Here is a 26,812-nt window from a genome sequence, read left to right as displayed (position 1 = left end):
TTATGTCATCCGCTATCATCACCCGCCAGGCGGGGATCGTCGACGTCGACGCCGGGCGCAACGTCACCGTGGTAGAACCCTGCAATCTTTACGGCTGCCGGCTCGGCGACGATGTCTTCGTCGGCCCGTTCGTCGAGATCCAGCGCCACGTCAGCATCGGCGCGCGCAGTAAAATTCAGTCGCACAGCTTTATCTGCGAATACGTTACCCTCGGCGAAGCGTGCTTTGTCGGCCACGGCGTCACCTTCGCCAACGATCTGTTCCGGGACGGCGCGCCCAACGCCGATCCGGCCAGCTGGGGGCGCACCTGCATCGGCGATCGGGTGTCCATCGGTTCCGGCGCCACGATCCTGGCGGTGACGATCTGTAGCGACGCGGTGATCGGCGCCGGGGCGGTCGTGACCCGCGACATCACCCGCAAGGGGATCTACGCCGGCAACCCGGCGCGTCTGCTGCGGGAGCTGCCGTAATGAACCCGGCCATCCGCATCGCGGCCATTGAGACGTTGCCCGACGATTATCTGGCCCGCGGCGATTTCAGCTTCACCATCGCCTGTTACGCCCTGCCGCAGTTCGACAGCCCGGTGGACAGCTGGCCAACCCGCCCGGTGGCGCCGTTTCGCAAACGCTATCCCCTGGCGCCGTTCGCCAACGAAGACAGCGTGACCTTCCTGGCTTATCGCCAGAACGACGCCGTTGGCCACATCACGCTGAGCAAAAACTGGAACGGCTACACCCTGATCGACGAGATAGCCGTCAGCGCTGACGCGCGCCGCCAAGGCATCGCCGGGGCGCTGCTGGACTGCGCCAAACAGTGGGCGCGGCAGCAGGAAACCTCAGGTATGATGCTCGAAACGCAGAACAACAACCTGGCGGCCTGCCGCTGCTACCAGCACTATGGGTTTATCCTCGGCGGCATCGATCGCTTGCTGTACCGCGCCGAACCGGAGATCGCCGATCACGAAATCGCGCTGTTCTGGTATTTGCCGTTCAATAGCGAAATCGGTTACTGATTTATCGATTGCCATTGAGGTTATGTTTACTTTTTAACCCCTACCATCGGATGAGAACTGTTATCACTTACTCTGATAAACCAGCGACACCCATGGAGGGCCGTATGAACAAGAACAAGGCTGTTTTACTGATGTTAGCTATCGCCATGAGCGGATGCGCCGATCGCCCCACCGCCGTCACCCCCGCAACGCCGCCGACCGACGCCGCCGTTTCGCCGCCGAACCTGCAACCGCAGATGGATGACAGCACCCGCAGCAAGCTGCGTGAGATCCTCGCACTGCGCGCCGGTTGGCCCGCCGCGCAGCCGCATGGCCGCACCGTCGATTTGATTTCGCGCGAATTCCTCGGCACGCCCTATCTCGCCAACCGCCTGATCGGTTCGCAGAGCACGCCCGAGCAGTTGGTGATCGACTTCCGCGGGCTGGATTGCTTCACCTACATCGATTATGTCGAAGCGCTCAGCACCGCCCGCAGCGAAGCCGAGTTCGTTCAGCGCCTGGTGGACATCCGCTATGTCGACGGCAAAATCGCCTTCCCGCAGCGCAAACACTTCTTCACCGACTGGGCGCAGCGGCCGAAAAAAGTGGCCGAAGACATCACCGCCCAGCTCAGCCCACACGCCGTCAGCCTGGTGAAAAACCTCAATCAGAAAGCCGACGGCGGCAGCTACCTGCCCGGCTTGCCCGTCGTGCAGCGCAGCGTGACCTACATTCCCAGCGACCGCGTCGACGACAAGGTGCTGGCCCAGCTGCGCACCGGCGACTACATCGGCATTTACACCAACCTCGCCGGGCTGGACGTGACCCATACCGGCATCTTCGTCATGACCGACAACGGCCCGGTGCTGCGCAACGCCTCATCGCGCAAGGCCAACATGCAGGTCGTCGATTCACCCTTTATGGATTACGTGATGGCCACGCCGGGCATCGTGGTGCTGCGTTCGCTCAGCCGATAATCCCCCATCGCATAACGGCTATAAGCTATAGCCGTTTATGCTGAACGAGCGTTTGACTTCATCGGCGGTTCAGGCTTAGCTGTAAGAACAAAAACCAACTGATTTTATTGTTCTTTTCAGGGAGAGTTCGATGACCTTACGCTGGCGTATCACCCCTCTGGCGGCGGCCTTCGCCGCCGTCTTGGCGCTTCAGGGCTGCGATCAAAAAACCGACCAAAACCATATCAAAGTCGGCGTCATCAACGGCGCGGAACAGGACGTGGCGGAAGTCGCCAGGCAGGTGGCGAAAGAGAAATACGGGCTGGACGTCGAACTGGTCGGTTTCAGCGGCTCGCTGCTGCCGAACGACGCCACCGACAAAGGCGAACTGGACGCCAATGTGTTCCAGCACCGCCCGTTCCTCGAACAGCAAAACAAAGATCACGGCTATAAGCTGGTGGCGGTCGGCAATACCTTCGTCTTCCCGATGGCCGGCTACTCCAAAAAGATAAAATCGCTGAGAGAGTTGCCGGACGGGGCGGTGATCGCCATTCCGCTCGATCCGACCAACCTGGGACGCGCCCTGCTGCTGCTGGAAAAAACCGGGCTGATTAGCCTGAAGCCTGGCAAAGGGTTGCTGCCTACCGCGCTGGATATCAGCGCCAACCCGCATCATTACCAGATCATGGAGCTGGAAGGCGCGCAGTTGCCACATGTGCTGGACGATCCGAAGGTCACCGTCGCCGTCATCAGCACCACCTACATCAACCAAACCGGCCTGTCGCCGACCAAAGACGGCATCTTCATCGAAGATAAAGACTCGCCGTACACCAATATCATCGTCACTCGCGAAGACAACAAGGACGCGCCGAACGTGCAGAACTTCATCAAGGCCTATGAGTCGGACGAAGTGGCCAAAGCCGCCGAAAAAATCTTCAACGGCGGCGCGGTGAAAGGCTGGTAAATTCGGCCACCTCAGGCTCATCCGGTGCCCGCAATACCAGCGGGCTACGGATGGCGCTGTTGTTACGTGATCGAGGAAAATTTCAGCATTAGGGGAACCTTTCAAATGCGTTTTTCAGATAAACGATGATAGTTGCCACTTCTACTCATCAACCACCAATGGCCAATGCCGTCTCCATTCAGCCGTGAAGGAATCGCGTTCGTTACGCGTATTGCTCCAATACTCATCAATGAATGGCGCTAAAGCGCCATGTGGGTGATAAAACACCACTTTGCCCAAAATATGTTCGGTATGGTATATTTATTTCCGGCGTTCTCCAATAGACCAGCCCATAGGGACAGACAGCCCCTCCATTTTCAGCGCGCCGATGATAGCCTTTGCTGTTCCCGAACACTCTCACGGAGCACCGATAACTAAGGGATAGCGGCATAGCATTATGTTGAATCCGCTGAAAATGTTAACCTACATATATTAATGGATTAATTATGACTGTTTACCACCTCAGTACTCGTATTAACTCTAATGTCCCAGCTGATTTTTTGCTGTATGATCTGTGTATTTATCGCATGGACGCAGACAGGAATAAACACTCCCTGATTGATGTAAAAAAACAGCCTTTTCAGGATAACTATGAAACGCAGAGTCACATGACAGGAGATATAAATGACTATCTCTCCACCATTTATATTATGGAAGTCATACTCTACCGGAAAACCCTGCTACATACGCACCGTATGACACCGGTTCCTTTCACTAAAATGTACACGCTTGAAGAGTTTTCATCGGGCAAAGCTTGGTCTCCGGTTAAGAGAGAGAATCCATGTTATTTTGAGTCAAAAGGCACAGCGAAGTCTGAGGGCCAAGGGGTCGAAACAAGACATATTAGAATCACTATCCCGGAGCGTCCATTTATTGCGAAAGAATATCCTATTGGAACTCCACACGATCCGTTTGAAAAGAATAAAGTTGATTCTGATATCAACGATCGATTTTATCACCAGTCTTATCCATCTCAGGCAAGTGCCAGCGTATGCGGTCCCGCTGCATTTTTTTATTGCCTGCAAAAAGATCGTCCTGATGTGTATGCTCAGGCTGCAAGGGAGCTTTGGCGATATGGAAAAACTAAAGTCGGTGAGCTTAAGATATCTCCAGGAGAAGGATGTAAACATCCTGCGGGCCATTTTTATGATGACATCTCTGGCCTTGACTGGATGACTCTGGCAGGGCTAAGGGATTCAGAAAATGCGATATTTAGTTTTGATACCCTTGATTCCCCTAGCGCCGGAGTCACTATGTGGCAAACACTAACGGAATGGTTTGAAAAAGCAGGCTATGAAAAAACATTCAGCAATGCAGGAATTACTCAGGCTGGTGTCCAGGGAATTAGAGAGTTTAATAATTATATTGCTCAAGGATATAAAGTCATAGCATTAATAAATGATGGACTTCTTGAAGGTAGTAAAGACAACACAACCCTACCTACGCACTGGGTTGTTTGGGATAGTCCCGTAACACAGGATGCCAATGGACATGTTAATTTAAAGTTATTCTCTTGGGGGCGTTCAACCAACTGGATTAAACAGAAAAAAGACTTACAATTTTTTATCAATAGGTTCTTCGGGGGTATGGTTTTTAAACCATTGAAATGACCATGAAGAGATTCTCAGTTGCTGCTTTTTCATTTATATTATCGGGATGCACTTTACATGCCGATGTGACCCCTGATGGTAACTCTCTGAGCGATGCATTAGTCGGAGCGCCGTATTCCAGTGAGATAAATATAAACGGCGGAGCCGTGTTTTCTTTGGATAAGAATGGAAAAGAGAAATTTGTGGGTGAAATTATTCCTTCCGATACGGGATTAAGTTTAGAATATTGCAATGACTCTCCGGCTCACAATTGCGTCAGGATTAAGGGCATACCGGTTAAACCTACCGTTGTTAACATACGAGTATCAGGCAGATTATTTGGTACTAATGTAGCAACAGGTGGCCGCTTTGATAAAACCTACACTATTACGATCAAAGATCCCGAAGGAACTTTTGCCCGCTGACTTACGTTTTTTGCTCTTCTTGCTGGCAAGGGAGCAGGCATAGACCATCGGTAAAATACAGACTGGGTAGATGCGGAGTCTACATATATGTTGATCATATGCAGATGGCAAACATATGGAAATGAGCCTACTTCCGCTCTACCCCTCACATGGCATCGGGCTTTAGAATCCCCGTACACACACGGTAGAAGTTACGTACATTATTACAAGTTTGCTAACTGGTTAGCCGCTGGATAAGGGAACGCGATATCGCCGGCAACCCTGCCTTTCTCACCCGGCTGATGCGCGGCTGACGACCCCATAGGGTTTTCTTATCTCACCATAAGAAAACCCGATTTATCCCGGCGACGAGCAGCGCGCATAATGGCGTTTATCCGCTGATTTTCAAGGTAAACAGACACGTGACAACGCTCTCCGCCCCCGTACTCAGCCTTCTTGACGCCACACCGAACGATATGGCCGCCGTGCTGCGTATTTACACCCAGCACGTGCTGTACGGCGCGGCCTCATTTGAAGAGCAGCCGCCGACGCTGGCGGAAATGCAGCTGCGCCTGAGCAAGGTGCGGGAGGCCGGCCTGCCCTGGCTGGTGGCGAAAAGCGCAGGCGTCATTGTGGGTTATTGTTATGCCACGCCTTATCGCCCCCGGCCGGCTTACCGCTTTACCGTGGAAGACTCGGTGTACATCGCCGAAGGGCAACAGGGTAAAGGCATCGGCAGAGCGCTTCTAAGCGCCTTGATCGCCCGCTGCGAACAAGGCCCCTGGCGCCAGATGCTGGCGATCGTCGGCGATTCCGCCGCCAACCGCGGCTCATTGGCCTTGCATCAGTCACTCGGCTTCACCAGTGCAGGGACGTTAAAAGCGGTGGGGTTCAAGCTGGGGGAATGGCGCGACACGCAGATTATGCAGCGCGCGCTGGGCGCGGGCGACAAGCGGCGCCCGTGAAGGCATGACGACGCACGATAGAGAGATAGCGTCTATAGTGAAGAATGATTTCATTAAGTTAGCGCCAATCGCGCCCCACCTTTAACCGGTAAGGAAGAAGCCAATGAAAATTATTCTGTGGATTGTCGCCATCATCTTCATCGTGGGTTTGTTGACGATTACCGGCGTTCTCAAACTGATCTTTTAATTCGTCTGATACGTCCCGCCCCTCCCGGGGCGAGACTTTTCATCAAGCCTTGAAACGCGCGCGCACGGCGCCCAGCGCCGACACCACCGCCAGCACGACACCGCCGGCCACCAGCCCGAACGCCACGTTCAACAGCGCCGGGATCACCCCCTGCAAAAGATGGCCAAACGTCGGCACCACAGTGGTGTACGAGGCCCAGTCTTCGAACAGATGATGCACCGGCGGCAAACCGTGGGTCAGAATACCGCCACCGACCATAAACATGGCGACAGTGCCGACGATCGACAGCGTTTTCATCAAATAAGGCGCGGCGCGCACGATGCCGCCGCCGAGGGAGCGCGCCACCGCGCTGCGTTTGCGGCTCAGATACAGCCCCAGATCGTCCAGGCGGACGATGCCGGCGACAATGCCGTACACACCGAGCGTCATCACGACGGCGATGCCGCACAAGACGATCACCTGCTGGCTGAAGGTGGCGCCGGCGACCGTGCCCAAGGTGATGGCGATAATCTCGGCGGACAGCACAAAATCGGTGCGTATCGCCCCCTTGACCTTGCGTTTTTCATAGGCCGCGGCGTCCTCATTGGCGCCGGGCCCGTCGGATGTCTCCTCCTGCGCCGCCTTGCCGGGGCTCAGGCTATGGAACACCTTTTCGAACCCTTCGTAACACAGGTAGGCGCCGCCCACCATCAGCAGCGGCGTAATCGCCCAGGGCGCGAAGGCGCTGATCAGCAGCGCCAACGGCACCAGGATCGCCTTGTTGATCAGCGAGCCTTTGGCGACGCTCCACACCACCGGCAGCTCGCGGTCGGCTTTAACGCCGGTGACCTGCTGCGCGTTGAGCGCCAGATCGTCCCCCAGCACCCCGGCGGTTTTTTTCGCCGCCATCTTGCTCATTAAAGAGACATCGTCCAGCAATGAGGCGATGTCGTCGATGAGAGTGAGTAAGCTACTTCCTGCCAAAATGATTCATCCTTTTACATTCACATTTATTATTTGTTTAGCATAGCGGTTAAGCGCCATGCAGGGATATAGGATGAGAGAGGAAAACGCCAGGCCAGCAATGGCCGCCCCGCGCCGACGTTAAGCCCCCTCGCCCGCCGGCCCCTCATCGGATCCGGTAGCGGCCGCACGCGAGATATGTTGAAGGACAAGGCGATGGGCATCAAATACGCACGATAAATGCGTGCTGCCTTCAAGCAAACCAAAGGCGGTTTGGGCGTTGCCATGTTGCTCGACGAAGCGCTGCATCGCTTGCGCATTGAACAACTCATCCTGCGCTGCCGCCAGCAGCAAGGTCGGTAATCGCAGCGCCGCCAGTTGCCTGGCCGGGGCGCGAGGCGTCAACGCGTTAGCCATATTGACGCTGTATTGGCAGACAAAATCGGGGGCGGCGGCCAGCACAGCCGGGGGAAAATTCAGGCTGACCGCCCGAACGTGCCCAAACCAGCGCCCGCCGCTGAGCGCATTGGCGACAAACGGCCATTGTCGCACCTGCGCAAAACGGGCCGTCGCCGCCAGATCGCGGGCCATCCCGGAAAATGGCCCCAGCTCGGGCGCCAGCATGATCAGGCTGTCCGCCTGCTGTTCGCCAGGGTAACGGGTCAGGTAGTTGAGCAACATGCCGGCGCCGCTCGAATGGCCCAGCAGGTGCCTGCGCGCCAACGGAAACCGGCGGCGCATTTCCGCCAGGATGACATCGACATCGCGCCAAATACGCTCAGGCCGCTCAACCGTCCCCCGCTCTCCCGTGGAATCGCCATGTCCACGGATATCCACCAGACACACCGCGAGCGTCGGCTCGGCGGCCAGCTGGCGCGCAAGAACGTCATACCCGGCGGCGCTGTTCACCCCGCCGCCGTGATAAACCACGATCGCGTCTTCACTCTCGGCTGCGTGCCGATACAGACGATAGCTCAACCCCTCGACGCAACCGGACGACATGTCCACATGCCCGCCCGGCCACTCTCCGTAAGACTTCGCTTGCTCAACATAGCGGTCAAAATCAATCAAAGCGCACCTTTCCATGATGTTGTCGGTATTGCCCACGGCAGAGAGCCCTGCCGCCATGGCGATAAGCATATGAAACAACAGTAGGCGCTACCATCCCTTTTGCACACCGCGCGCTGAGCTCAGGGCAGATCGCCCGCCGGCACATTGAGCTGCCAGGAAAGGCCGAAACGATCGTTGAGCCAGCCGAAACGGGCGCTGAAGCCGTAGTCATCGAGCGGCATCAGCACCTTGCCGCCCTCCGCCAGCCGATGGAACGCCCGCTCCAACGCTTCTTCGTTAGGCAGGTTGATGAACAGCGACACCGCCGGGGTAAAGCTGAAGTCATGGCTGATCGGGCTATCGGTAAACACCAGGTTCTGCCGATCAAAATCGATGGACGCATGCTTGATCAACCGCCGGCCGTCCGGCGTCGGATCGTAATGCTGCACCTGCATGAGCCGAAAACGCTCGAACACCTGGCTGTAGAGATCGATCGCCCGCTGCGCCTCTCCCTGGAACATGACAAAGGTCGAAACCTGACTCATAACATCCCCTCCGGCAAACGTTGTGGTATTAATGGAGGATAGCGGATTACCGTTGAAGCGGCGGAAAGGAGCAACCATGAGCATCATTCATCGCCTGGCGCAGCCGGACGATCTCAACGGCCTGTTAGCCTTGTATCACGAGCTGCGCCCGCAGGACGCGCCGCTGCGCGCCGACGATGCGCGCCGTACCCTGCAACGCCTGTTGGACGATCCGGCGATCCGTCTGGTGGTGGCGGCGAAAGAAGATCACCCGATCGCCACCTGCATGCTGGCGCTGATCCCGGGGCTGGCGCATCAGGCACAACCGTTCGGCGTCATCGAACACGTGGTGACGGCGGAGCCCTACCGCGGCCACGGCGTGGCGCTCGCCATGATCGAATACGCGCTGCAGCTGGCCTGGCGCAAAGGCTGTTACAAGGTGATGCTGTTGTCGGGGCAGCAACGCACCGGCGCGCACCAGCTCTACCTGAAAGCGGGCTTCGACGGCGATCGCGAGCGGGGATTTGTCATCAGACGGCCCGAGGGCCGATAGCGGCCCGCCGCAAACGGGCGGACCGCCAGGCGGGTTATTCGCTGTCGTTCTTCGCCAGACGGGCGTCTTTTTGGCGGCGATAGTCACGCGCGGCAGCCGGGATCGGCGTCACCTTGCCGGTTTCAATCCAGCTGCGCAGACGGTTGGCGTCGGCAAAGTGGGTGTATTTGCCGAAGGCGTCCAGCACCACCAGCGACACCGAGCGGTTGCCGATCACGGTGCGCATCGCCAGGCAGTGCCCCGCCTGGTTGGTGAAGCCGGTCTTGGTCAGTTGAATGTTCCATTTCGGGTTGTACACCAGGTGGTTGGTGTTGCGGAACGGCAGCGTGTAGTTGGGATCCTTGAAGCTGGCCATGCGTTCGGTGGTGGTGCTGAGCTGGCCGATCAACGGATATTGCTTGGTGGCGATCAGCAGTTTGGTCAAATCGCGCGCCGTCGACACGTTATGAATAGAGAGCCCGGTCGGTTCCACATAATGGGTATTGGTCATGCCGAGCGCCCTGGCCTTGGCGTTCATCGCTTTAATGAAGGCGCTGTAGCCGCCCGGATAGTGGTGCGCCAGGCTGGCGGCCGCGCGGTTTTCCGACGACATCAGCGCGAGCAGCAGCATATCCTTGCGGCTGATTTCGCTGTTCAGCCGCACCCGCGAATACACCCCTTTCATCTCCGGCGTCTGGTGGATGTCCACCGACAGCATCTCGTCGAGCGGCAGGTGCGCGTCCAGCGTGACCATGGCGGTCATCAGCTTGGTGATCGAGGCGATCGGCACCACCTCATCCGGGTTGCGCGCGTACATCACCTTATGGGTTTGCATATCGACGACCATCGCGCTGCCGGAAGCCAGCTCCGGCTGGGCGGCGTGCAGGGCGGCGGCGTTATCGCTGGCCAGCGCGCGCGGCGCAAAGCCCGCGCCCGTCTGTAAAGCGAGCAGAGTCAGAACCAAAACACGTATTTTCACAGGCATTACTCTGAAATGGGGGCTTGAACTCAGCGAATTATATGTGAGGGTTCAGCGCTTGGCACTGGGATTGTATGGCGGATTTGTGACAAATTCTGTCGGCCGAAAATCGGTACAGCCCGCGGGCGCTCTGGGATGAACGCCCGCGGGGAAAAAGTTACAGTGCCGGCTGCCACGCCGACTGCGGCAACAGGTACAGCCCCGGCGTTTGCCGCGCTCCCGCGCCGACGATATGGCCGATGCCGGCCGCCATCACCGCCAGCGTGACGTCGAAGGCGTTAAGGCTGTCGCCATAGCCGGCGGTCAGGTTGAACATCGAGCCGTTGGCCAGCAAATAGACCGTCTTTTCATTCAGTTGGTAAGCATTCACATAAGGCATCGGCTCGTGGTGCGGCAGGCTCTTGAGGAAGCCGACGTCGATCTCTTCGGCCACGTGGCCGACGTTGAGGATAAATACGCCGTCCTGCGCCTGTTGCAGATGCTGCGCCGAGAGCACGTTTTTCGCGCCGGTCGCGGTGGCGATAACGTCCGCCTGCACGACCGCGCTCGCCAGATCCACCACCTGCCAGCCGTCATAACGCGCCTGCAGCGCACGCGCCGGATCGATTTCCGCCACCATCACCTGGCCGCCGTAGGCTCTGGCCGCGGCCGCCGTGCCCTGCCCGACCAGGCCGTAACCGATCACCAGCACGCGCTTCTCGTGCAGCGTCAAATGGGTGGTCTGGAAGAAGGTATGCCAGGCGGTCAGCCCAACCATGTGCCGGTTATGCAGCCCTTCTTTCACCGGCAGATCGTCCCAGTTGAAGATCGGGTAGCGCGGCGCCACGCCGTTCAACCGGCTGATGCCTGATCCGGTGGCCTCCAGCCCGGCGACGATCTGCGGGCCGTTCGACGATTGGTGCAGACGGGTGGTCAGATCCGCTCCCATTTCGCACAGGTGAGTCGGCCGCCAGGCCAGCGCGCGATCGAAAGATTCCGACCATTCGCCGGCGTTCATATCGCGCCAGGCGTAAGCCTGCGCGCCCCGCCGTTCCAGCCAGGCCACCACGTCGTTCTGTACCGTGGTGGGATTGCAGGTGGTCAGAAAGATCGCCGCGCCCTTGTCCAGCAGGCCGGCCACCAGCGGCGCCATTTTCAGATCCAGGTGCATATTGCACGCCAACCGCACCCCGTGCAGGTCCGGCAACGCCGCCACCGCCGCCCGGGTGCGCGGCATATGGCGCATCGCCCAGCTCAATTCGCTCTCAAAATCCTGATACATCCGTTGCTCCTCTGATGCGCCCCGCCGCCAGGCGTGGCAAAAAAGTTATCCCGCGCGGCCAAGCCGGCGGATCGCCTGCGGAGACAGGCCAAATACGCGGATAAACGCCCGCCTCATACGCTCCGGATCGCTGAACCCCACCGAGCGGGCGATCGCCTCCAGCGGTTCGGCGCTCTCTTCAATACGCCCTCTGGCCGCCTCTACCCGCAGCTGCTCGATCACCTTGGCCGGCGTCTGCCCGGTTTCGGCGCGGAACAGCCGGCCGAATTGCCGCTCGCTCAGGCAGGCGGCGTCGGCCAGATCCGCCACCGACAGCGGCAGATGCAAATGCTCGCGCGCGTACGACAGCGCGGTGCGCATGCGATCCGACGACGGATTCAGCGCCAGCAGCAGCGAGTACTGCGACTGCCCGCCGGGGCGGCGGTGATAGACCACCAGCTGCCGCGCCACGGCCGCCGCCAGGGTGGCGCCCAGGTCGTCTTCGATCAGCGCCAACGCCAGATCGATGCCGGCGCTGATGCCGGCCGAGGTCCAGATATCCCCGTCGCGAATGAAGATGCGGTTGCTGTCGACGCGAATGCGCGGGTAGTTCTGCTGCAGCCGCGCCGCGTGATACCAGTGAGTGGTGGCGCGCTTGCCGTCCAGCAGCCCGCAGGCCGCCAGAATAAACGCGCCGGTACATACGCTGGCGATGCGCCGCGCTCGTCGGCTTTGGTTGGCCAGGAACGCCGCCAGCGCCGGTGATTGCGCCGCCATCACGTTGCCGCTGCCGCCGGCCACCACCAACGTATCGAAACGCTCGTCGCCGCACGGCTGCGTGGCGATTTCCACCCCGGCCGAGCTGGCGACCATGCCGCCCTGCGGCGAGATCGCCACACAACGGTAGGCCGGCGGGTCGGTGAACTGGCTGACGTTATCGAACGCCGCCAGCGGCCCGGCAAAGTCCAGCAGGTTAAAACCGGGAAAAACCACAAAACCGATCGTTTTCATGATGGCGCTTTTTGAGGGTTATCTGTCATATCAGCCAAAAACAGGGCGGCTATTATGACCCAGGTCCAACGATAAAAATGAGGCGAATATCATGTCTGAATCACTCGTGATTGTATTTCCCATCTATCAAGGCGTCACCCAGCTCGACTTCACGGGCCCCTTGCAGTTCCTGCGCCGCATGCCGGGCGCGGAAATCGTCGTCGCCTCGGTAGACGGCGCGGATGTCGAGTCGGAAGGCTTGCACTTCACCCAGCTGCGCCCGCTGCCGGAGATCGCGCGCTGCGACGTGCTGTGCGTACCGGGCGGCAGCGGCTGCACCCAGGCGCTGCAAGATGAGGCCTTCATGCAGCAGATCCGTCGGCTGGGCGCCGATGCCCGCTACCTGACCTCGGTGTGCACCGGTTCGCTGATCCTGGCCGCCACCGGTCTGCTGCAAGGCAAAAGCGCCGCCTGCCACTGGTCGATGCGCGACAGCCTGAAGCTGTTCGGCGCCGTGCCGAGCTCAGCGCGCGTGGAGCGCGACGGCAATGTGATCAGCGGCGGCGGCGTCACCGCCGGCATCGATTTCGCACTGGCGCTGATCGCCGAACTGCACGGCGAAGAGACCGCCCAAATGATCCAGCTCTATCTGGAATACGCCCCGGCGCCGCCGTTCGAGGGCGGCACGCCGGAATTGGCCCCGCCGCACATTTACGCCAGGGTACAGGCGCAGATGGCGGAGAGCCTGCAGCGGCGCAGAGCGTTGGTGGCCCAGATCGCCCAAGGTTAGCAATCGGGCGTATACTTGCCCTTATGCGTCAGCCACATAAGGAGTAAGGAATGACCGATTTAGCCCACTATATTACGGACTACGGTTACTGGGCGTTGTTTATCGGCTGCCTGGCGGAAGGGGAAACCATCACGCTGCTGGGCGGCATCGCCGCTCATGAAGGGCTGTTGCACTGGCCGTGGGTGATCGCAGTGGTGGCGCTGGGCGGCATGATGGGAGACCAGCTGCTGTACTTCGCCGGCCGCCGGTTTGAAGGCCGCGTCATCTCGCGGCTCAAGGGACAGGAAAAACGCATCGCGCGCGCCAGAAGGCTGATCGCCCGCCACCCGATGCTGTTCGTTATCGGGGTGCGTTTCATGTACGGTTTCCGCATCATCGGCCCGGTGTTGATCGGCGCCAGCCGCCTGCCGCCGTCGCGCTTCGTGCCGTTGAACATCCTCGGCGCCATGTTATGGGCGACGATCTTCGTCATGCTCGGTTATTTTGGCGGCCAGGCGATCGAACGCTTCGTTACCGGCTTCGACAAAAAGCTCTCCAGCCTGCTGTTTGTCGCGCTGGCGATCGTCGCCATCCTGCTGGTGCGTTTCTGGTGGCGTAAACGCCACCCGGAGTAAGCAAACGCAGCGGGCGTCAGCTTTCCTGCGGCGCCTCGCGCATCAGCGCGACCAGTTCGCGCGCCGCTTTGTCCAACGGGCGATTCTTAAGCCAGATCAAATGCATCGGCAAGCGCAGCTCGTTCTTGGTGTTTTTGAACTTCAGCCGCACCAACCGCCCCTGCGCCAGCAGCGGCTCGGCCAACGACAGCGGAAAATTGCCCCACCCCAGACCCGCTTCCACCATGTTCAGCGCCATCGGCAGGCTGTCGGTGCGCCAGTAAGCCTCCGCCACCTGGGGACGCAGATCGCCGATCGGCAGATCGCGGCTGGCTACCATGATCTGCCGCACGTTGACCAGATCCTCGAGAAACAGCTCGCCCGCCGCGCCGTCCAGCGCCGGGTGCTGCGGTGACAGCATCGCCACCAGTGACTCCGCGCCCACGAAGTGGAACTGTTCCGCGCTGTTGACGTTCAGCCCGCCGAACGCCAGACAAACGCCGATGCGCCCCTCGTGCAGCATGTGCAACACGTCGTCCTGCGGCGCGCTGAGCACTTCGATGTTCAGCAGCGGATAACGCTGCGACAGCGTTTTCACCGCCGCCAGCAGGCCGGCGCCGTTGATATCCGACGCCACGCCGATCGAAAGCCGGCTCTCCAGCCCCTGGGACAGTTCGATGGCGTGCACCTGCAGCTGCTTGAGCTGCCCGGCGATCAGGCGGGCGTGCGGCGCCAGAGCCAACGCCAGCGCGGTCGGCGTCGGTTCACGGTGAGAACGGTCGAACAAGGCGAAACCGAGCTCCGCCTCCATGTTGGCGATGGCCATGCTGACGGCGGAGGGCACGCGCCGCAGCGCGCGGGCGGCGGCGGAAAACGAGCCGCGATCGAGCACCGCCAAAAACAGTTCGATGTTGTCGCTGGAAAAATTCATTGTTCAACCTGTCAGATTAACTGACAACTCCTGACTTTTTCTATCAATGTGATTGAGGTTATCTTAGCCGCCGTCGCCACAGAGGCAACTAAAAACAGATCGGAAGAAAACGATGCAAGGCGTCAAACGCAAACTGGTGTATGTCACCGCTTATGAAATCATCGGCATGGCGATCTCGGCGTTGGGGCTGGCGCTGCTGTCGGGCCACGCGCCAAGCACCACCGGGCCGCTGGCGGTGGTGATCACCACCATCGCGGTAAGCTGGAACTTTATTTACAACTATGTATTCGAGTGGTGGGAAAGCCGCCAGGCGTCGCGCGCCCGCACGCTCAAACGCCGCATTTTGCACGCCGTCGGCTTTCAGTTGACGCTGGTAGTGTATCTGATCCCGCTGATCGCCTGGTGGATGGGCATCACGCTGTGGCAGGCGCTGCTGCTGGATATGGCGTTGATCGTCATCATTCCTTGTTATACCTTCGTGTTCAATTGGGCATTCGACAAGCTGTTCGGCCTGCCCGCATCGGCCCTGCCGGCCGGTGAATCGGCCTAAGACTCGTTACGCGCCAACCGACCCGCTGCTGATGCCATTTTCTGCGCGGGTCGCCATTTCCTTTCCCCTTATTTCTCACCGCGAAATATAAGAACAACACCCTGTAATTTGCACGGTAATTATTATTTTGTGATTTTAATCACTTTTTATTCCTCGATATTTCCGTCTTGATAAAACATCACATCTTTTTGAATAATATATCCTTTTATATTTGGATTAAAAAATAAACACACTTGTTCACGTTTTATGCGCAGTATTTTTTGCCACCATTACGGAGAAAAGGTAGCATGCTTCGCCGTTATTTTAATGATGGCTGTATACACAATAAACAGCGGAATGATGCCACGACCTCATTCTCATGACGATTGGTCATAGCAATCGTTTGCTCTCGGTAAGAGCAGGGTTAACATAGACAGGTAAACAGGACAGATAATGCACTCACAAAAACAGTCTGCGGATGAAAAACACGCCGCCAGAAGACGCTGGCTAGACTCTCATGAATCCGGTTATCACAAAAGCATGGGCAACCGGCAAATCCAAATGATCGCCATCGGCGGCTCCATCGGCACCGGCTTGTTCCTCGGTACCGGCGGCCGTCTCGAACTGGCCGGGCCGGCGCTGGCGCTGGTCTATCTGGTGTGCGGGATCTTCTCTTTCTTCATCCTGCGCGCGCTGGGCGAACTGGTGCTGCATCGCCCTTCCAGCGGCAGCTTCGTTTCTTACGCTCGCGAGTTCCTCGGTGAAAAAGCCTCTTACGTCGCCGGTTGGATGTATTTCCTCAACTGGGCGATGACCGGCATCGTCGACATCACCGCCGTTGCGCTGTACATGCACTATTGGGGCACCTTCGCCGACGTGCCGCAGTGGCTGTTCGCCCTCGGCGCGCTCGGCATCGTCGCCACCATGAACATGATCGGCGTGAAGTGGTTCGCCGAGATGGAGTTCTGGTTCGCGCTGATCAAGGTCGCCGCCATCGCGCTGTTCCTGATTGTCGGCGTCGTCTTCCTCGGTACCGGCACGCCGGTGGCCGGCCACACCACCGGCATGCACCTGATCACCGAAAACGGCGGCATGTTCCCGCACGGCCTGCTGCCGGCGCTGGTGCTGGTGCAAGGGGTGATCTTCGCCTTCGCCGGCATCGAGCTTATCGGCACCGCCGCCGGCGAGTGTAAAGATCCGGCCAAAATGATGCCTAAAGCGATCAATAGCGTGATCTGGCGTATCGGTCTGTTCTACGTCGGCTCCGTGGTGCTGCTGGTGCTGCTGCTGCCGTGGAACGCCTATCAGGCCGGCCAAAGCCCGTTCGTCACCTTCTTCAGCAAGCTGGGCGTGCCTTACATCGGCACCATCATGAACATCGTGGTATTGACCGCCGCGCTGTCCAGCCTCAACTCCGGCCTCTACTCCACCGGCCGCATCCTGCGTTCGCTGGCGATGGGCGGCTCCGCGCCGAAGCTGATGGCCAAAATGAGCAGCCAGCAGGTGCCTTACGCCGGCATCCTGGTCACCTGCGGCATCTACGTGATCGGCGTGGTGCTCAACTACCTGGTGCCGTCGCAGGTGTTCGAGATCGTGCTGAACATCGCCTCGCTGGGCATCATCGCCTCCTGGGCGTTTATCATCGTTTGCCAGATGCGCCTGCGCAAAGCCGTGCGCGAAGGCCGCGCTCAGCCGGTGTCGTTCAGAATGCCGGGCGCGCCGTTCACTTCGTGGCTGACGCTGGCGTTCCTGCTGATCGTGGTGGTAATGATGGCCTTCGACTACCCGAACGGCACCTGGACCATCGCCACCATTCCGGTGTTGGCGGTGCTGCTGACGCTGGGCTGGTTCGGCCTGCGCAAACGCGCGCAGGAAGTGAAGCTGGAACAGCAGGCTCACGAAGAGCAGAACCCGCACTGAATCGACAAACCGCCCTCCGGGGCGGTTTTTTTTATCCGCTATAACCGCCCGTAGAACGTCATTCTGGCGCTTTCCGACAGCATCACGTCCGGCTGCGCATTGTAGGCCAGCACCACCAGCATGCGCGTGGTGTCGCCTTCGGTCGGCGTCACCCGGTGCATGGCGTTGCGCCCGCGAAACAGCACCAAATCCCCCTCCTCCATCGCCAGCTGTTTGACCGCCCGCTCGCCGTCCAGCACCTGCGTGACCCCGGCATAGTTCATCTCGCCGCGATCGGCGTCGCGCAGGTTCTCCACGTATTCGAAGCGCCCGCCCGCCTGCGGTTTCTGGATCAGGAGCGTGATGGCGAACGAGGAGTTGTCAAAATGCCAGCCCAGCTCCTGACCGGTGTGGGCGTAATGCAGGTTGATCGACGACAGCCGATCGGCGTAGGGATACAGCTGCGCCTCATCCAGCACCGCACAGAGGAACGCGCGAAACGCCGGAGCGTCGTACAACGCGCGCAGCGGCGACTGCGGCGGAATATCCTCGTCAGTAATGCAGCCCTTGGACGACACCACCAGCCGGTTGCGCGCATGGTCGGCCGGCAGCGCGTCGTCCTGCGGCCGTAGATACACGTTGTGTTTGCTGGTGGCGTAAAACGCCGCATGGTGCTGTTCGGCGCCTTCCAGCCGCACCGTCGCCAGCGCGGCTTCGCGCAGAAATCCCGGCAGCACCAGCGCGCCGGCGCGCGCCAGCGTTTGCCGGCAGCGGACGCGGAACGCGGCGTCGTCGATGGGGTGGGCGGACAGATCGATAATATCGGCAAGTTGCGGCATGACGTTCCCCTCTTGTGCGAAAGCCGGATGCCTCCCACTGTAGCGAATGCCGCATTGCCGCCATAACAAAAATACGTTATGGATAAGCTAACGAATTCTTAGCGATAAGCCCTGCTCATGCACTCACCGTCCCGTGTGCGCTTGCCCAAGCTGAGCGCCATTCTGGCGTTCGAAACCGCCGCTCGCACCGGCAGCCTGGCCCGTGCGGCGGATGCGCTGGCGCTGACCGCCGCCGCCGTCAGCCAACAGATCCGCCAGCTCGAACAACATCTGGGCATCACGCTGTTCATTCGCGCTAAAAGCGGCGTCACGCTGACCGAACAGGGCGCGGACTACCTGGCCTACGTGCAGGAGGCGTTTGAAACGCTGCGCGTGGCGCAGCAACACGTCGAACGCCAGCGCGGCAAACAGGCGCTGACGGTGTTCGCCCTGCCGGCGCTGGCCTCTAAATGGCTGAATCCAGCGCTGGGCGACTGGCTGGCGCAGTGCCCCGACGGCGATCTGCGGCTGCACGCGACCCATGCGGCGGTCGATTTCGCCCATTCGGCGGCGGATTTCGCGCTGTGCTTCGGCGATCAGGATTACCCGCTGCTGGAAAAGGTGCAGCTGTTTCAGGATCGGGTGCAGCCGGTATGCAGCCCGGCGCTGCGCGATCGCGGCGACTGGACGCAGCTGCCGCTGCTCCACGTCGATTGGGGCAAGGAGAGCCAGTTTCTGCCGGGCTGGCACGAATGGTTCACCGCCGCCGACCGTTCGCCGCCGCCGCGCCGCGGGCTGACCTATAACCTGACTTCGCTGGCCATCGACGCCGCCGTGCAAGGACGCGGGGTGCTGCTCGGCCAGCGGCGGCTGATCGCCCGTGAACTGGCGGAGGGCCGGCTGGTCACCCTGGCCGAACCGGCGCTGCCGCTTAGCAAGCCCTACTACGTGGTTTACCCGCCGCGCACGCTGGAAAAACCCGGCGCCGCGGCGTTTTTGGGCTGGCTGCGGGAGCTGGCTCAACGCTCGGCATAGCGTTCAGGTTTTGGCCATCAGCTCGCCCAGCAGCAGGTTGGTGGCGCGCGGTTGGTACACTTCATTGCCTGCACCGGGGGTGAGCGTCAGCTCGCCGATATAGAGCCTGTCTTGCGTCAGGTAGAAATCGACCCGGCAGTAGTCCAGATCGGCGGCAACGGCTTGGGCGACCTCAATCATCTCATCCCAAAAGTCAGGCTTCGCGTGCAACGTGTTGATCTGGGGAATATCTTTCTGGGTAAAAAAGCAGTGATGCGCATGGCGGTCCAAAAACTCCAGCGACGTCGGCTCCGGGCCGCCCCGCAGCAACTCCACGAACAGATAAGGCTGGCTGCCGTTAAAAACATGCACTTTATAGTCGATCAATTCACCGTCGCGTTCGATGTCCAACAGGTTTTCAACCACAATTTGCAGTGGGATCTTCGCATAGTGCTTCTCACGAAAGCGCTTCCAATACGTTATTTTTGACCATTTCTTGAGAGTGCTTGCAATCTCATCATAACTCACTCGCGCTTTATCTCTGACAATCTTAACTTGCTGCGAGGCATTATTTGTTTTGATAACAAAAGATTGAGGCAACGACAAATAGTCTTGCTCAGTGAAGTTCTCCGTTGTCATGATGACCGGCGTTAGGTATTTTTCCGAAACGCGACTGGATATATAATCCCTCACCGCCACCTTGTCCGCCAACAGGCTGAACTCTTCGCGCGGGTAGCGCATTCTGTGGTAAATCCTTTCGGAAAAACTTTTAGGATTCAAAAAGTTGACAAAGCTTCCGTGAGCAAAATAATGCGACAGCTGATAATAAATAAAGTCAGGCGAAACCTTATAGAGGTATTTTACGAATTTTCTCATTCCGTTGATTCATCCATTAATCCAACATAACAAAAGACCCAGCTAAAGTTTAAATGCAATTGACTTCAATTGTAAAATATAAAAAAAGCCTTGGTGATTATTAAAGGATAAAAAACGGAATAATCCTATATCATAAGGTATTCAGGGAAGCGTCAGTGAAACTAAAGATCATAGACTTCAGCATAATAAGAAACGCTTCCTGGATGATAGCGGAAAAGACGGTATCAATCCTCGGCGTTATATTCATCACCGCCTACATGGCCAAATATATTGGGCCGGAAAGCTTCGGAAAGATTACCTTTGCCACGGCGATTTTCGCCATTACCCAAACGTTGGCGCTGCTGGGGTCGGACACCATCCTCTTCAAACGCATTAGCCGTAATCCGCGCTCCGGCGCAGCGCTGATGTTCTCCACCAACCGGCTGAGGCAAGCCTGTTTCCTGGCCTTTTCTGCGATCATCTTGCTTTATACCGGGCTGCGGGAAGACTTCACGACCTTTTACTTTTGCGCCGCCACATTCCTGGCCTCGTTTTTTTCACTCAAAGACGTCTTCGCCATTTACCATGACGCCCGGCTGGAATCGCGTTTCAATACCCTGGCCAACGTGGCCGGCTTAGCCAGCGCATTGTTGGCTCGCTGGCTGATCGTGTTTTTTGATCTGCACCTGTACTTTCTGGCCATCCCTATCGTGATGGTGTACCTCATCCCCTATCTGATCCGTCATCATCTTTATCATCGCCGCCATCCGGGCTTTTCGGCCCCCGACCGTATTCGGCGCAAATATGTGCGCTATCTGCTCGCCAGCGGCCTGCCGTTGGCGGTATCCAATGTTTCCATCGCCATCTATACCCGGCTGGCGCAGCTGTTTTTGATGTGGTTCGTTTCCGCCGCGGTGCTGGGCATTTACTCGGTCGCCATTACCCTGGCGACCGCCTGGATGTTCGTTACCGATGCCGTCATCACCTCGTTCTTCGCGAAAATATTCGCCTATCGGCGCGAAGACGCGATGCGCGCCGCGGCCAAACTGAATGGGTTGGTGCTGGCTATCGCCTTAGCCATCGTCGCCGGGATCGTTTGGCTGGGCAAACCGGTCATCGCACTGTTGTACGGCGAGCAATACCTGGCGGCCTATGCCGCCATGGGGGTGTTGGCCGTCGCCACCCTGCTCTCCGCCCTGGGGACCGTGGCCTATAAATACATCGTGCTGTTTTCCGGTTACGGCTTCCTTTCCCGCAAAATGTTGTTGGTGTTTATCATTAACATTCCCCTGTCATACGGCCTGATTCGGCAATACGGCATGATGGGCGCCGCTTACAGCACCTTGCTGACCGAACTGCTGTCATTGACCGTACTCAACTATCTCTTTCAACGGGGTACCGTACTGAAAATGCATCTGCGCTCACTGAACCCGGCGCTTTACCTAAGACGCCCGTCGGGAAAGTAATCCGGCTGCCGAGGCGCAGCACGTAATGCGCTCACAAACGCCACAAAGCCCGCTATTTTAAGCCTACTTTTTCTCATGCGAGACACCCTGTGGACACCCAACGCTACCTGCAGCATATCGGCTTTACCGGCGTCGCCCGCCCCGATCTCCCCACGTTGCAACAGCTGCACCATCGCCACATGCTGAGCGTGCCGTTCGAGAACCTGAGCATTATTTATCATCAGGGTATTCAGCTGGCGCCCGAAGCGCTGTTCAACAAAGTGGTCGAGCGTAACCGCGGCGGTTTCTGTTATGAGCTGAATACGCTGTTCGCCCTGCTGCTGCGGGAGATCGGTTTCAGGGTGAGCTTTATCTCCGGCGAGATCCGCGCGCGCGACGGCCATTTCGGCCCGCCCTACGACCATCTGGCGCTGCGGGTGGATCTGGCGGGCCAGGCCTGGCTGGTGGACGTCGGTTTCGGCGATTCCTTCCTGACGCCGCTCAAAATCGTCGTTGCCGAGCCGCAACCGCAGGCCAGCGGCACCTTCCACCTGGAGCGGGAAGGCGAATATTACCTGCTGGAACGCCGCAACGGCGACCAGCGCTCGCATGCCAAAACCCTGTATCGCTTTACCGTTCAGCCGCGCGAACCGCATGAATTCGACGAGATGTGCCACTTCCACAGCACCTCGCCGCAGTCGCACTTCACCCAGCGTCTGGTGTGTTCACAGCCGACCGAACTGGGCCGAGTGACCCTCAGCGACATGAAGCTGATCGTGACCGAAGATCACCAACGCCACGAAACGACGCTGCATTCGGAAGAGGAACGGCGAGCCGCGCTGTGGCGGCATTTCGCCATCGATGTGGATCGTTGACGGCGCGGGCGGCGCCCTTTTATTACGATTCTGTTACATCGATTGCATAACCGCGCTTGGCTGATTGCCAGCATCGCGGCGGCAGGCATCATAGGATCATGATTCGGCAACAGAGTGCGAAAAATGATCCGTGTGATACTGGTCGATGACCATGTGGTGGTGCGCTCCGGGTTTGCGCAATTGCTCAGCCTCGAAGCAGACATCGACGTGGCGGGGCAATACAGCAGCGCGGCGGCGGCCTGGCCGGCGCTGCTGCGCGACGACGTCAGCGTCGCGGTGATGGACATCGCCATGCCGGATGAAAACGGCCTGAGCCTGTTGAAACGCCTGCGGGCGCAGAAGCCGCAGTTTCGCGCGATCATACTCAGCATTTATGACTCCCCCACCTTCGTGCAGAGCGCGCTGGATGCCGGCGCCAGCGGTTATCTGACCAAACGCTGCGGGCCGGAAGAGCTGGTGCAGGCGGTGCGCTCCGTCGATATGGGCGGCCATTACCTGTGCGCCGACGCGCTGCGGGCGCTGCGCGGCGGCGAGCAGCCGGCCACGGCGCTGGAAGTGCTGACCCCGCGCGAGCGCGAAATCTTCGAGCTGCTGGTCAAAGGCGACAGCGTAAAGGAGATCGCTTTCAAGCTCGATCTCAGCCATAAAACGGTACACGTACATCGCGCCAACGTCCTGGGCAAGCTGCAGTGCAACAGCACCATCGAGCTGGTGCATTTCGCCCTCGATCATCAGCTGCTGGCGGGGCATTGATGTCACTCCGCTCACGGCGCTGGGTTATCTCGCTGTTTATCCTGTTGGCCTGGGGCAGCGGCTGGCTGATGCTGTGGACGCTCGGTTTCTATCTGACCCACAACGGCAATCAGGCGGCGCTGTTTCTGCCCCACGGCGTCTATCTCGCGCTGCTGATCTTGCTGGGGCGGCGCTATTGGCCCGCCCTGATAGCGCCGCCGGTGCTGCTGCTGTTCTGGCTGCACGGCGAACGCCTGCTGAGCGGCTACGGCCTGCTGGCCGCCCCGTTCATCACCCTGATCCCGGCTCTTCTCGCGCAACGGGTCTGGCGCCGTTTTCCGCTCTACTGGCAACGGCTGACGCTGCTGCTGGCCGCAGTGACCGCCGCCTCGCTGCTCAATACCGCCCTGCTGTCACCTTTCGCGCAGAGCCCGGCGATGCTGCTCGGTCTGGCGTCGTTTACCGGCGGTGTTTTGTTGACCCCGTTCGTCTACCTGATCTTTGAATTTCTGCGCCAGCAGCACCGCTACCATCTGCTGGGGCTGGACACCGCCAACCCGCCGCTGCGCGCGTCCTTAATCATCTGGTGCAGCCTGTTTTTCGTTATCGGCATCGGTACGCAGATGGTGCTGTCGCCGGAAATCGAGCGCCTGCTGCTGATCGTGGTGTTTTTGCCGAACGTGGTGATGGCGTGGAAGTTCGGTTGGCAGGGTGGCGTGCTGTCCGGCCTGCTCGGCAGCATGATGATCACCATCGCGCGGCAGGTCGGCGTGGGGTTCGGCAATCTGGTCGAGCTGGAAATCTTTCTGGCGACCCAGGCGCTGCTCGGCATCGGTCTGGGCATCGCCATCAGCCGTCAGCAGCACCTGGCGCAAAACCTGCACCACTATCGCCGACGCCTGGAAGAAGAGTTGGCGGCGCGGCGGGCATTAACCGAAAAACTGATCCACACCGAAGAAGACACGCGAAAGAACCTGGCGCGCGAGCTGCACGATGAAATCGGCCAGAACATCACCGCCATTCAAATTCAGTCGCAGCTGGTCAAGCGGGCGCGCGATCCGGCGCAAACCCAGGCCGCCGCGAACCAGATAGGCGATCTCGCCCGGCGCATTCATCACTCCACGCGCCAGCTGCTGCGCCAACTTCGCCCGCCCGCGCTGGACGAGCTGGCGTTCAAAGACGCGCTTCACCACCTGCTGAGCGAATTCGCCTTTAGCGAACGGGGCATCCGTTGCCGTTTCGACTACCGCCTGACCGACACGCCCGCCGGCGAGACGGTGCGCTTCACCCTCTACCGGCTGCTGCAAGAGCTGCTCAACAACGTGTGCAAACACGCCGAGGCCAGCGAAGTCGCCATCGTTTTGTATCAGCAAGGCGCCATGTTGCACCTCGAGGTACGGGACAACGGCGTCGGCATCCATGCGGGCAACGCGCCGGGCTTCGGCATTCAGGGAATGCGCGAACGGGTCAGCGCGCTCGGCGGCGAACTGACGCTGGAAACGCAGCGCGGCACCCGGGTAATTGTTAACCTGCCCACAAATTTGCAACAAACCGCCGACTAACTAGGAAAAAGTCTTAGCCACTCCGGACTTTATCTCATCCCCTTTCCTTTTCACCTTCTTATAGTCAGCACCAGGGAGGCGGCTATGCAAGCACGCTCAGCATCTGAAATCGATCATCGTTACCGCGCGCTGCGCCCGCGGCTGCTGCTGTACATGGTCATCGGGTACGCCGCCTTTTACCTGACGCGCAAAAGCGTGAATTACGTGCTGCCGGCGCTGCAAACGGATTTGGGGCTGGATAAAGGAGACATCGGCCTGCTCGGCTCGCTGTTTTATCTGAGCTACGGCCTGTCGAAATTCGCTGCCGGGTTGTGGCACGACGGCCATGGGCAGCGCGGGTTTATGGGGATCGGCCTGTTCGCCACCGGTTTGCTGAACGTGGCGTTCGCCTTCGGCGAATCGCTGACGCTGCTGCTGGCGGTCTGGGCGCTGAACGGCTTCTTTCAGGGCTGGGGCTGGCCGCCCTGCGCGCGGCTGCTGACCCACTGGTATTCGCGCAACGAGCGCGGCTTCTGGTGGGGCTGCTGGAATATGTCGATCAACCTCGGCGGCGCGATTGTGCCGCTGATCAGCGCCTTCGCCGCCCAGCGCTGGGGCTGGCAGGCGGCGATGTTGATCCCGGGGGCCGTCAGCATGGTGCTGGGCATCTGGCTCACGCGGCAGCTGACAGGCACGCCGCAGGAAGAAGGCCTGCCGTCGGTCGGCCAGTGGCGCCACGATCCGCTGGAGCTGCGCCAGGAACAGCAAAGCCCGCCGATGGGGCTGTGGCGAATGTTGCGCACCACGATGCTGAAGAACCCGATGATCTGGTTGCTCGGCGTCTCTTACGTGCTGGTCTACCTGATCCGCATTGCGTTGAACGACTGGGGCAACCTGTGGCTGACGGAAAGCCACGGCGTCAACCTGCTCAGCGCCAATGCGACGGTGATGTTGTTCGAGATAGGCGGCCTGCTCGGCGCGCTGTTCGCCGGCTGGGGCTCGGATGTGCTGTTCGGCGGGCAGCGCGCGCCGATGATTCTGCTGTTCACGCTCGGGCTGATGGTTTCCGTCGCCGCGCTGTGGCTGGCGCCGGTGCATCACTACGCGCTGCTGGCGGGCTGTTTCTTTACGGTGGGCTTTTTTGTCTTCGGCCCACAGATGCTGATTGGCCTCGCCGCCGTGGAATGCGGGCACAAAGGCGCCGCGGGCTCCATCACCGGCTTTCTCGGCCTGTTCGCCTATCTGGGGGCGGCGCTGGCGGGCTGGCCGCTGTCGCGGGTCATCGAAGGCTACGGCTGGTCAGGCATGTTCAGTTTGCTGTCGATCGCCGCTGTTCTTATGGGTTTATTGCTGATGCCGCTGCTGATGGCGAGCGTTACCACCTCTACCGAGAGAAGGATAAAACAATGAAAAAAACGTGGGTCACTACCCTGATAGCGTCCGGCATCGCGCTGGCGACCCTGAGCAGCGCCGCGCACGCCAAGGGCCGCCTGGTGGTCTACTGCAGCGCCACCAATGAAATGTGCGAAGCGGAAACCAAAGCCTTCGGCGAGAAATATGACGTGAAAACCGCGTTCATCCGCAACGGATCCGGCAGTACGCTGGCGAAAGTGGACGCCGAGAAGAAGAACCCGCAGGCGGACGTCTGGTACGGCGGTACGCTCGATCCGCAATCCCAGGCCGGTGAAATGGGGCTGCTGCAGCCGTACAAATCGCCGAATCTCGACCAGGTCATGACGCAATTCCGCGATCCGGCCAAGCTGAAAGGCAACTACTCCTCGGCGGTCTACGTCGGCATTCTCGGCTTTGGCGTCAATACCCAGCGCCTGAAAGAGAAAAACCTGCCGGTGCCCAAGTGCTGGAAAGACCTGACCAAGCCGGAATACAAAGGCGAAATTCAAATCGCCGATCCGCAAAGCTCCGGCACCGCCTACACCGCGCTGGCGACCTTTGCCCAGCTGTGGGGAGACGATCAGGCGTTCGCTTACCTCAAACAGCTGAACGCCAACGTCTCGCAGTACACCAAGTCCGGCATTGCCCCGGCGCGCAACGCCGCCCGCGGCGAAACGGCGATCGGCATCGGTTTCCTGCATGATTACTCGCTCGAAAAGGAACAGGGCGCGCCGCTTGAGCTGATCTCGCCGTGTGAAGGCACCGGCTACGAAATCGGCGGCGTCAGCATCCTCAAAGGCGCGCGCAACCTCGACAACGCCAAGCTGTTCGTGGATTGGGTGCTGTCGAAAGAGGCGCAGGAGCTGGCGTGGAAGCAAGGCAAGTCCTATCAGATCCTGACCAACACCACCGCCGATACCTCGCCGAACTCGCTGAAGCTCGACGACCTGAAGCTGATCAACTACGACATGGACAAGTACGGTTCGACCGACGTCCGCAAGGCGCTGATCAATAAATGGGTCAGCGAAGTCAAGATGGGTAAATAA

The 26,812-nt window shown here is 59.4% G+C and carries 28 protein-coding genes; 19 read left to right on the top strand and 9 right to left on the bottom strand.

Annotation, left to right across the window (positions count from 1 at the left end):
- The first annotated feature begins 2 nt into the window (after positions 1-2).
- The 7 genes from H7A77_RS19565 (at position 3) to H7A77_RS19535 (ending at position 5,908) form a co-directional block, all read left to right on the top strand.
- Complete coding sequence (locus tag H7A77_RS19565; protein ID WP_069100124.1) at positions 3-470, top strand: acyltransferase; 468 nt, start codon at positions 3-5, stop codon at positions 468-470.
- Positions 470-1,012 carry a GNAT family N-acetyltransferase gene (locus H7A77_RS19560; protein WP_033652386.1) on the top strand — a complete coding sequence of 181 codons (543 nt, stop codon included), beginning with the start codon at positions 470-472 and terminating at the stop codon, positions 1,010-1,012. The genes H7A77_RS19565 and H7A77_RS19560 overlap by 1 nt, the downstream gene beginning before the upstream one ends.
- 104 nt (positions 1,013-1,116) lie before the next feature.
- Positions 1,117-1,968, top strand: coding sequence for a DUF1460 domain-containing protein (locus H7A77_RS19555; RefSeq protein WP_033642273.1), 852 nt, complete (start codon positions 1,117-1,119; stop codon positions 1,966-1,968).
- A 130-nt stretch (positions 1,969-2,098) separates the two neighbouring features.
- Positions 2,099-2,911 carry a MetQ/NlpA family lipoprotein gene (locus tag H7A77_RS19550; RefSeq protein ID WP_072628126.1) on the top strand — a complete coding sequence of 271 codons (813 nt, stop codon included), beginning with the start codon at positions 2,099-2,101 and terminating at the stop codon, positions 2,909-2,911.
- 485 nt (positions 2,912-3,396) lie between these two features.
- Positions 3,397-4,560: a hypothetical protein gene (locus H7A77_RS19545; protein ID WP_182074537.1), complete on the top strand. Its 1,164-nt coding sequence runs from the start codon at positions 3,397-3,399 to the stop codon at positions 4,558-4,560.
- Between the two features lie 2 nt (positions 4,561-4,562).
- Complete coding sequence (locus H7A77_RS19540) at positions 4,563-4,964, top strand: hypothetical protein (protein ID WP_182074536.1); 402 nt, start codon at positions 4,563-4,565, stop codon at positions 4,962-4,964.
- Positions 4,965-5,365: 401 nt separating this feature from the next.
- Positions 5,366-5,908, top strand: a complete 543-nt coding sequence (locus H7A77_RS19535; RefSeq protein ID WP_182074535.1) for a GNAT family N-acetyltransferase — start codon at positions 5,366-5,368, stop codon at positions 5,906-5,908.
- Between the two features lie 229 nt (positions 5,909-6,137).
- Here the strand turns inward: H7A77_RS19535 and H7A77_RS19530 are convergent, their stop codons facing one another.
- From H7A77_RS19530 to H7A77_RS19520, 3 genes are all read right to left on the bottom strand, one after another.
- Positions 6,138-7,058: a DUF808 domain-containing protein gene (locus tag H7A77_RS19530; protein WP_033642270.1), complete on the bottom strand. Its 921-nt coding sequence runs from the start codon at positions 7,056-7,058 to the stop codon at positions 6,138-6,140.
- Positions 7,059-7,178: 120 nt separating this feature from the next.
- Positions 7,179-8,108: an alpha/beta fold hydrolase gene (locus H7A77_RS19525; protein WP_255443890.1), complete on the bottom strand. Its 930-nt coding sequence runs from the start codon at positions 8,106-8,108 to the stop codon at positions 7,179-7,181.
- 119 nt (positions 8,109-8,227) lie between these two features.
- Positions 8,228-8,632 (bottom strand): VOC family protein, encoded by a 405-nt coding sequence (locus H7A77_RS19520; protein ID WP_033652382.1) that lies wholly within the window; start codon positions 8,630-8,632, stop codon positions 8,228-8,230.
- 76 nt (positions 8,633-8,708) lie between these two features.
- Between H7A77_RS19520 and H7A77_RS19515 the strand changes: the two genes are divergently transcribed.
- A complete protein-coding gene (locus tag H7A77_RS19515; RefSeq protein WP_182074534.1) occupies positions 8,709-9,164 on the top strand; it encodes a GNAT family N-acetyltransferase in 456 nt (151 codons plus the stop codon).
- Positions 9,165-9,198: 34 nt separating this feature from the next.
- On the opposite strand, the gene pbpG is transcribed toward H7A77_RS19515, so the two are convergent.
- The 3 genes from pbpG to H7A77_RS19500 all read right to left on the bottom strand — a co-directional run bounded on the left by pbpG (position 9,199) and on the right by H7A77_RS19500 (position 12,373).
- On the bottom strand, positions 9,199-10,128 hold the full coding sequence (gene pbpG / locus H7A77_RS19510; RefSeq protein ID WP_047572272.1) for a D-alanyl-D-alanine endopeptidase: 930 nt from the start codon (positions 10,126-10,128) through the stop codon (positions 9,199-9,201).
- A 151-nt stretch (positions 10,129-10,279) separates the two neighbouring features.
- Complete coding sequence (locus H7A77_RS19505; protein WP_182074533.1) at positions 10,280-11,383, bottom strand: adenosylhomocysteinase; 1,104 nt, start codon at positions 11,381-11,383, stop codon at positions 10,280-10,282.
- Between the two features lie 45 nt (positions 11,384-11,428).
- Positions 11,429-12,373, bottom strand: a complete 945-nt coding sequence (locus H7A77_RS19500; protein WP_033642266.1) for a GlxA family transcriptional regulator — start codon at positions 12,371-12,373, stop codon at positions 11,429-11,431.
- A 91-nt stretch (positions 12,374-12,464) separates the two neighbouring features.
- On the opposite strand from H7A77_RS19500, the gene H7A77_RS19495 reads away from it, so the two are divergent.
- Complete coding sequence (locus H7A77_RS19495) at positions 12,465-13,142, top strand: DJ-1/PfpI family protein (protein WP_182074532.1); 678 nt, start codon at positions 12,465-12,467, stop codon at positions 13,140-13,142.
- 50 nt (positions 13,143-13,192) lie between these two features.
- Positions 13,193-13,756, top strand: coding sequence for a DedA family protein (locus tag H7A77_RS19490; RefSeq protein ID WP_164107165.1), 564 nt, complete (start codon positions 13,193-13,195; stop codon positions 13,754-13,756).
- 16 nt (positions 13,757-13,772) lie between these two features.
- On the opposite strand, the gene H7A77_RS19485 is transcribed toward H7A77_RS19490, so the two are convergent.
- Positions 13,773-14,666, bottom strand: coding sequence for a LysR family transcriptional regulator (locus H7A77_RS19485; protein ID WP_033642264.1), 894 nt, complete (start codon positions 14,664-14,666; stop codon positions 13,773-13,775).
- Between the two features lie 112 nt (positions 14,667-14,778).
- Here H7A77_RS19485 and H7A77_RS19480 point away from each other — a divergent pair, with 112 nt between their 5' ends.
- Positions 14,779-15,216 carry a PACE efflux transporter gene (locus tag H7A77_RS19480; RefSeq protein ID WP_033652378.1) on the top strand — a complete coding sequence of 146 codons (438 nt, stop codon included), beginning with the start codon at positions 14,779-14,781 and terminating at the stop codon, positions 15,214-15,216.
- A gap of 432 nt (positions 15,217-15,648) precedes the next feature.
- Positions 15,649-17,115, top strand: coding sequence for an L-asparagine permease (ansP, locus tag H7A77_RS19475; RefSeq protein ID WP_033642262.1), 1,467 nt, complete (start codon positions 15,649-15,651; stop codon positions 17,113-17,115).
- 38 nt (positions 17,116-17,153) lie between these two features.
- Here ansP and H7A77_RS19470 read toward each other — a convergent pair whose 3' ends face one another.
- On the bottom strand, positions 17,154-17,933 hold the full coding sequence (locus tag H7A77_RS19470) for a 2OG-Fe(II) oxygenase (RefSeq protein ID WP_046686611.1): 780 nt from the start codon (positions 17,931-17,933) through the stop codon (positions 17,154-17,156).
- A 117-nt stretch (positions 17,934-18,050) separates the two neighbouring features.
- On the opposite strand from H7A77_RS19470, the gene H7A77_RS19465 reads away from it, so the two are divergent.
- Positions 18,051-18,947, top strand: a complete 897-nt coding sequence (locus H7A77_RS19465; RefSeq protein WP_182074531.1) for a LysR substrate-binding domain-containing protein — start codon at positions 18,051-18,053, stop codon at positions 18,945-18,947.
- Positions 18,948-18,950: 3 nt separating this feature from the next.
- On the opposite strand, the gene H7A77_RS19460 is transcribed toward H7A77_RS19465, so the two are convergent.
- Complete coding sequence (locus H7A77_RS19460) at positions 18,951-19,802, bottom strand: ATP-grasp fold amidoligase family protein (RefSeq protein WP_089191320.1); 852 nt, start codon at positions 19,800-19,802, stop codon at positions 18,951-18,953.
- A 155-nt stretch (positions 19,803-19,957) separates the two neighbouring features.
- Here H7A77_RS19460 and H7A77_RS19455 point away from each other — a divergent pair, with 155 nt between their 5' ends.
- The 6 genes from H7A77_RS19455 (at position 19,958) to H7A77_RS19430 (ending at position 26,812) form a co-directional block, all read left to right on the top strand.
- Complete coding sequence (locus tag H7A77_RS19455) at positions 19,958-21,247, top strand: oligosaccharide flippase family protein (protein WP_147837728.1); 1,290 nt, start codon at positions 19,958-19,960, stop codon at positions 21,245-21,247.
- Positions 21,248-21,336: 89 nt separating this feature from the next.
- Positions 21,337-22,101 carry an arylamine N-acetyltransferase gene (locus tag H7A77_RS19450; protein WP_182074530.1) on the top strand — a complete coding sequence of 255 codons (765 nt, stop codon included), beginning with the start codon at positions 21,337-21,339 and terminating at the stop codon, positions 22,099-22,101.
- Positions 22,102-22,224: 123 nt separating this feature from the next.
- Positions 22,225-22,854, top strand: coding sequence for a response regulator transcription factor (locus H7A77_RS19445; RefSeq protein WP_033642255.1), 630 nt, complete (start codon positions 22,225-22,227; stop codon positions 22,852-22,854).
- Positions 22,854-24,395, top strand: coding sequence for an MASE1 domain-containing protein (locus H7A77_RS19440; RefSeq protein ID WP_182074529.1), 1,542 nt, complete (start codon positions 22,854-22,856; stop codon positions 24,393-24,395). Before H7A77_RS19445 ends, H7A77_RS19440 begins: the two co-directional genes overlap by 1 nt.
- Positions 24,396-24,455: 60 nt before the next feature.
- Positions 24,456-25,784 carry an MFS transporter family glucose-6-phosphate receptor UhpC gene (gene uhpC / locus H7A77_RS19435; RefSeq protein WP_255352674.1) on the top strand — a complete coding sequence of 443 codons (1,329 nt, stop codon included), beginning with the start codon at positions 24,456-24,458 and terminating at the stop codon, positions 25,782-25,784.
- Positions 25,781-26,812, top strand: a complete 1,032-nt coding sequence (locus H7A77_RS19430) for an ABC transporter substrate-binding protein (RefSeq protein WP_033652370.1) — start codon at positions 25,781-25,783, stop codon at positions 26,810-26,812. Before uhpC ends, H7A77_RS19430 begins: the two co-directional genes overlap by 4 nt.

This window comes from Serratia sp. ME47 (assembly GCF_903970925.1).
In the GTDB taxonomy this organism is placed as follows: Bacteria; Pseudomonadota; Gammaproteobacteria; order Enterobacterales; family Enterobacteriaceae; genus Serratia; species Serratia ureilytica.
This window is presented reverse-complemented; position numbering and strand designations above follow the sequence as displayed.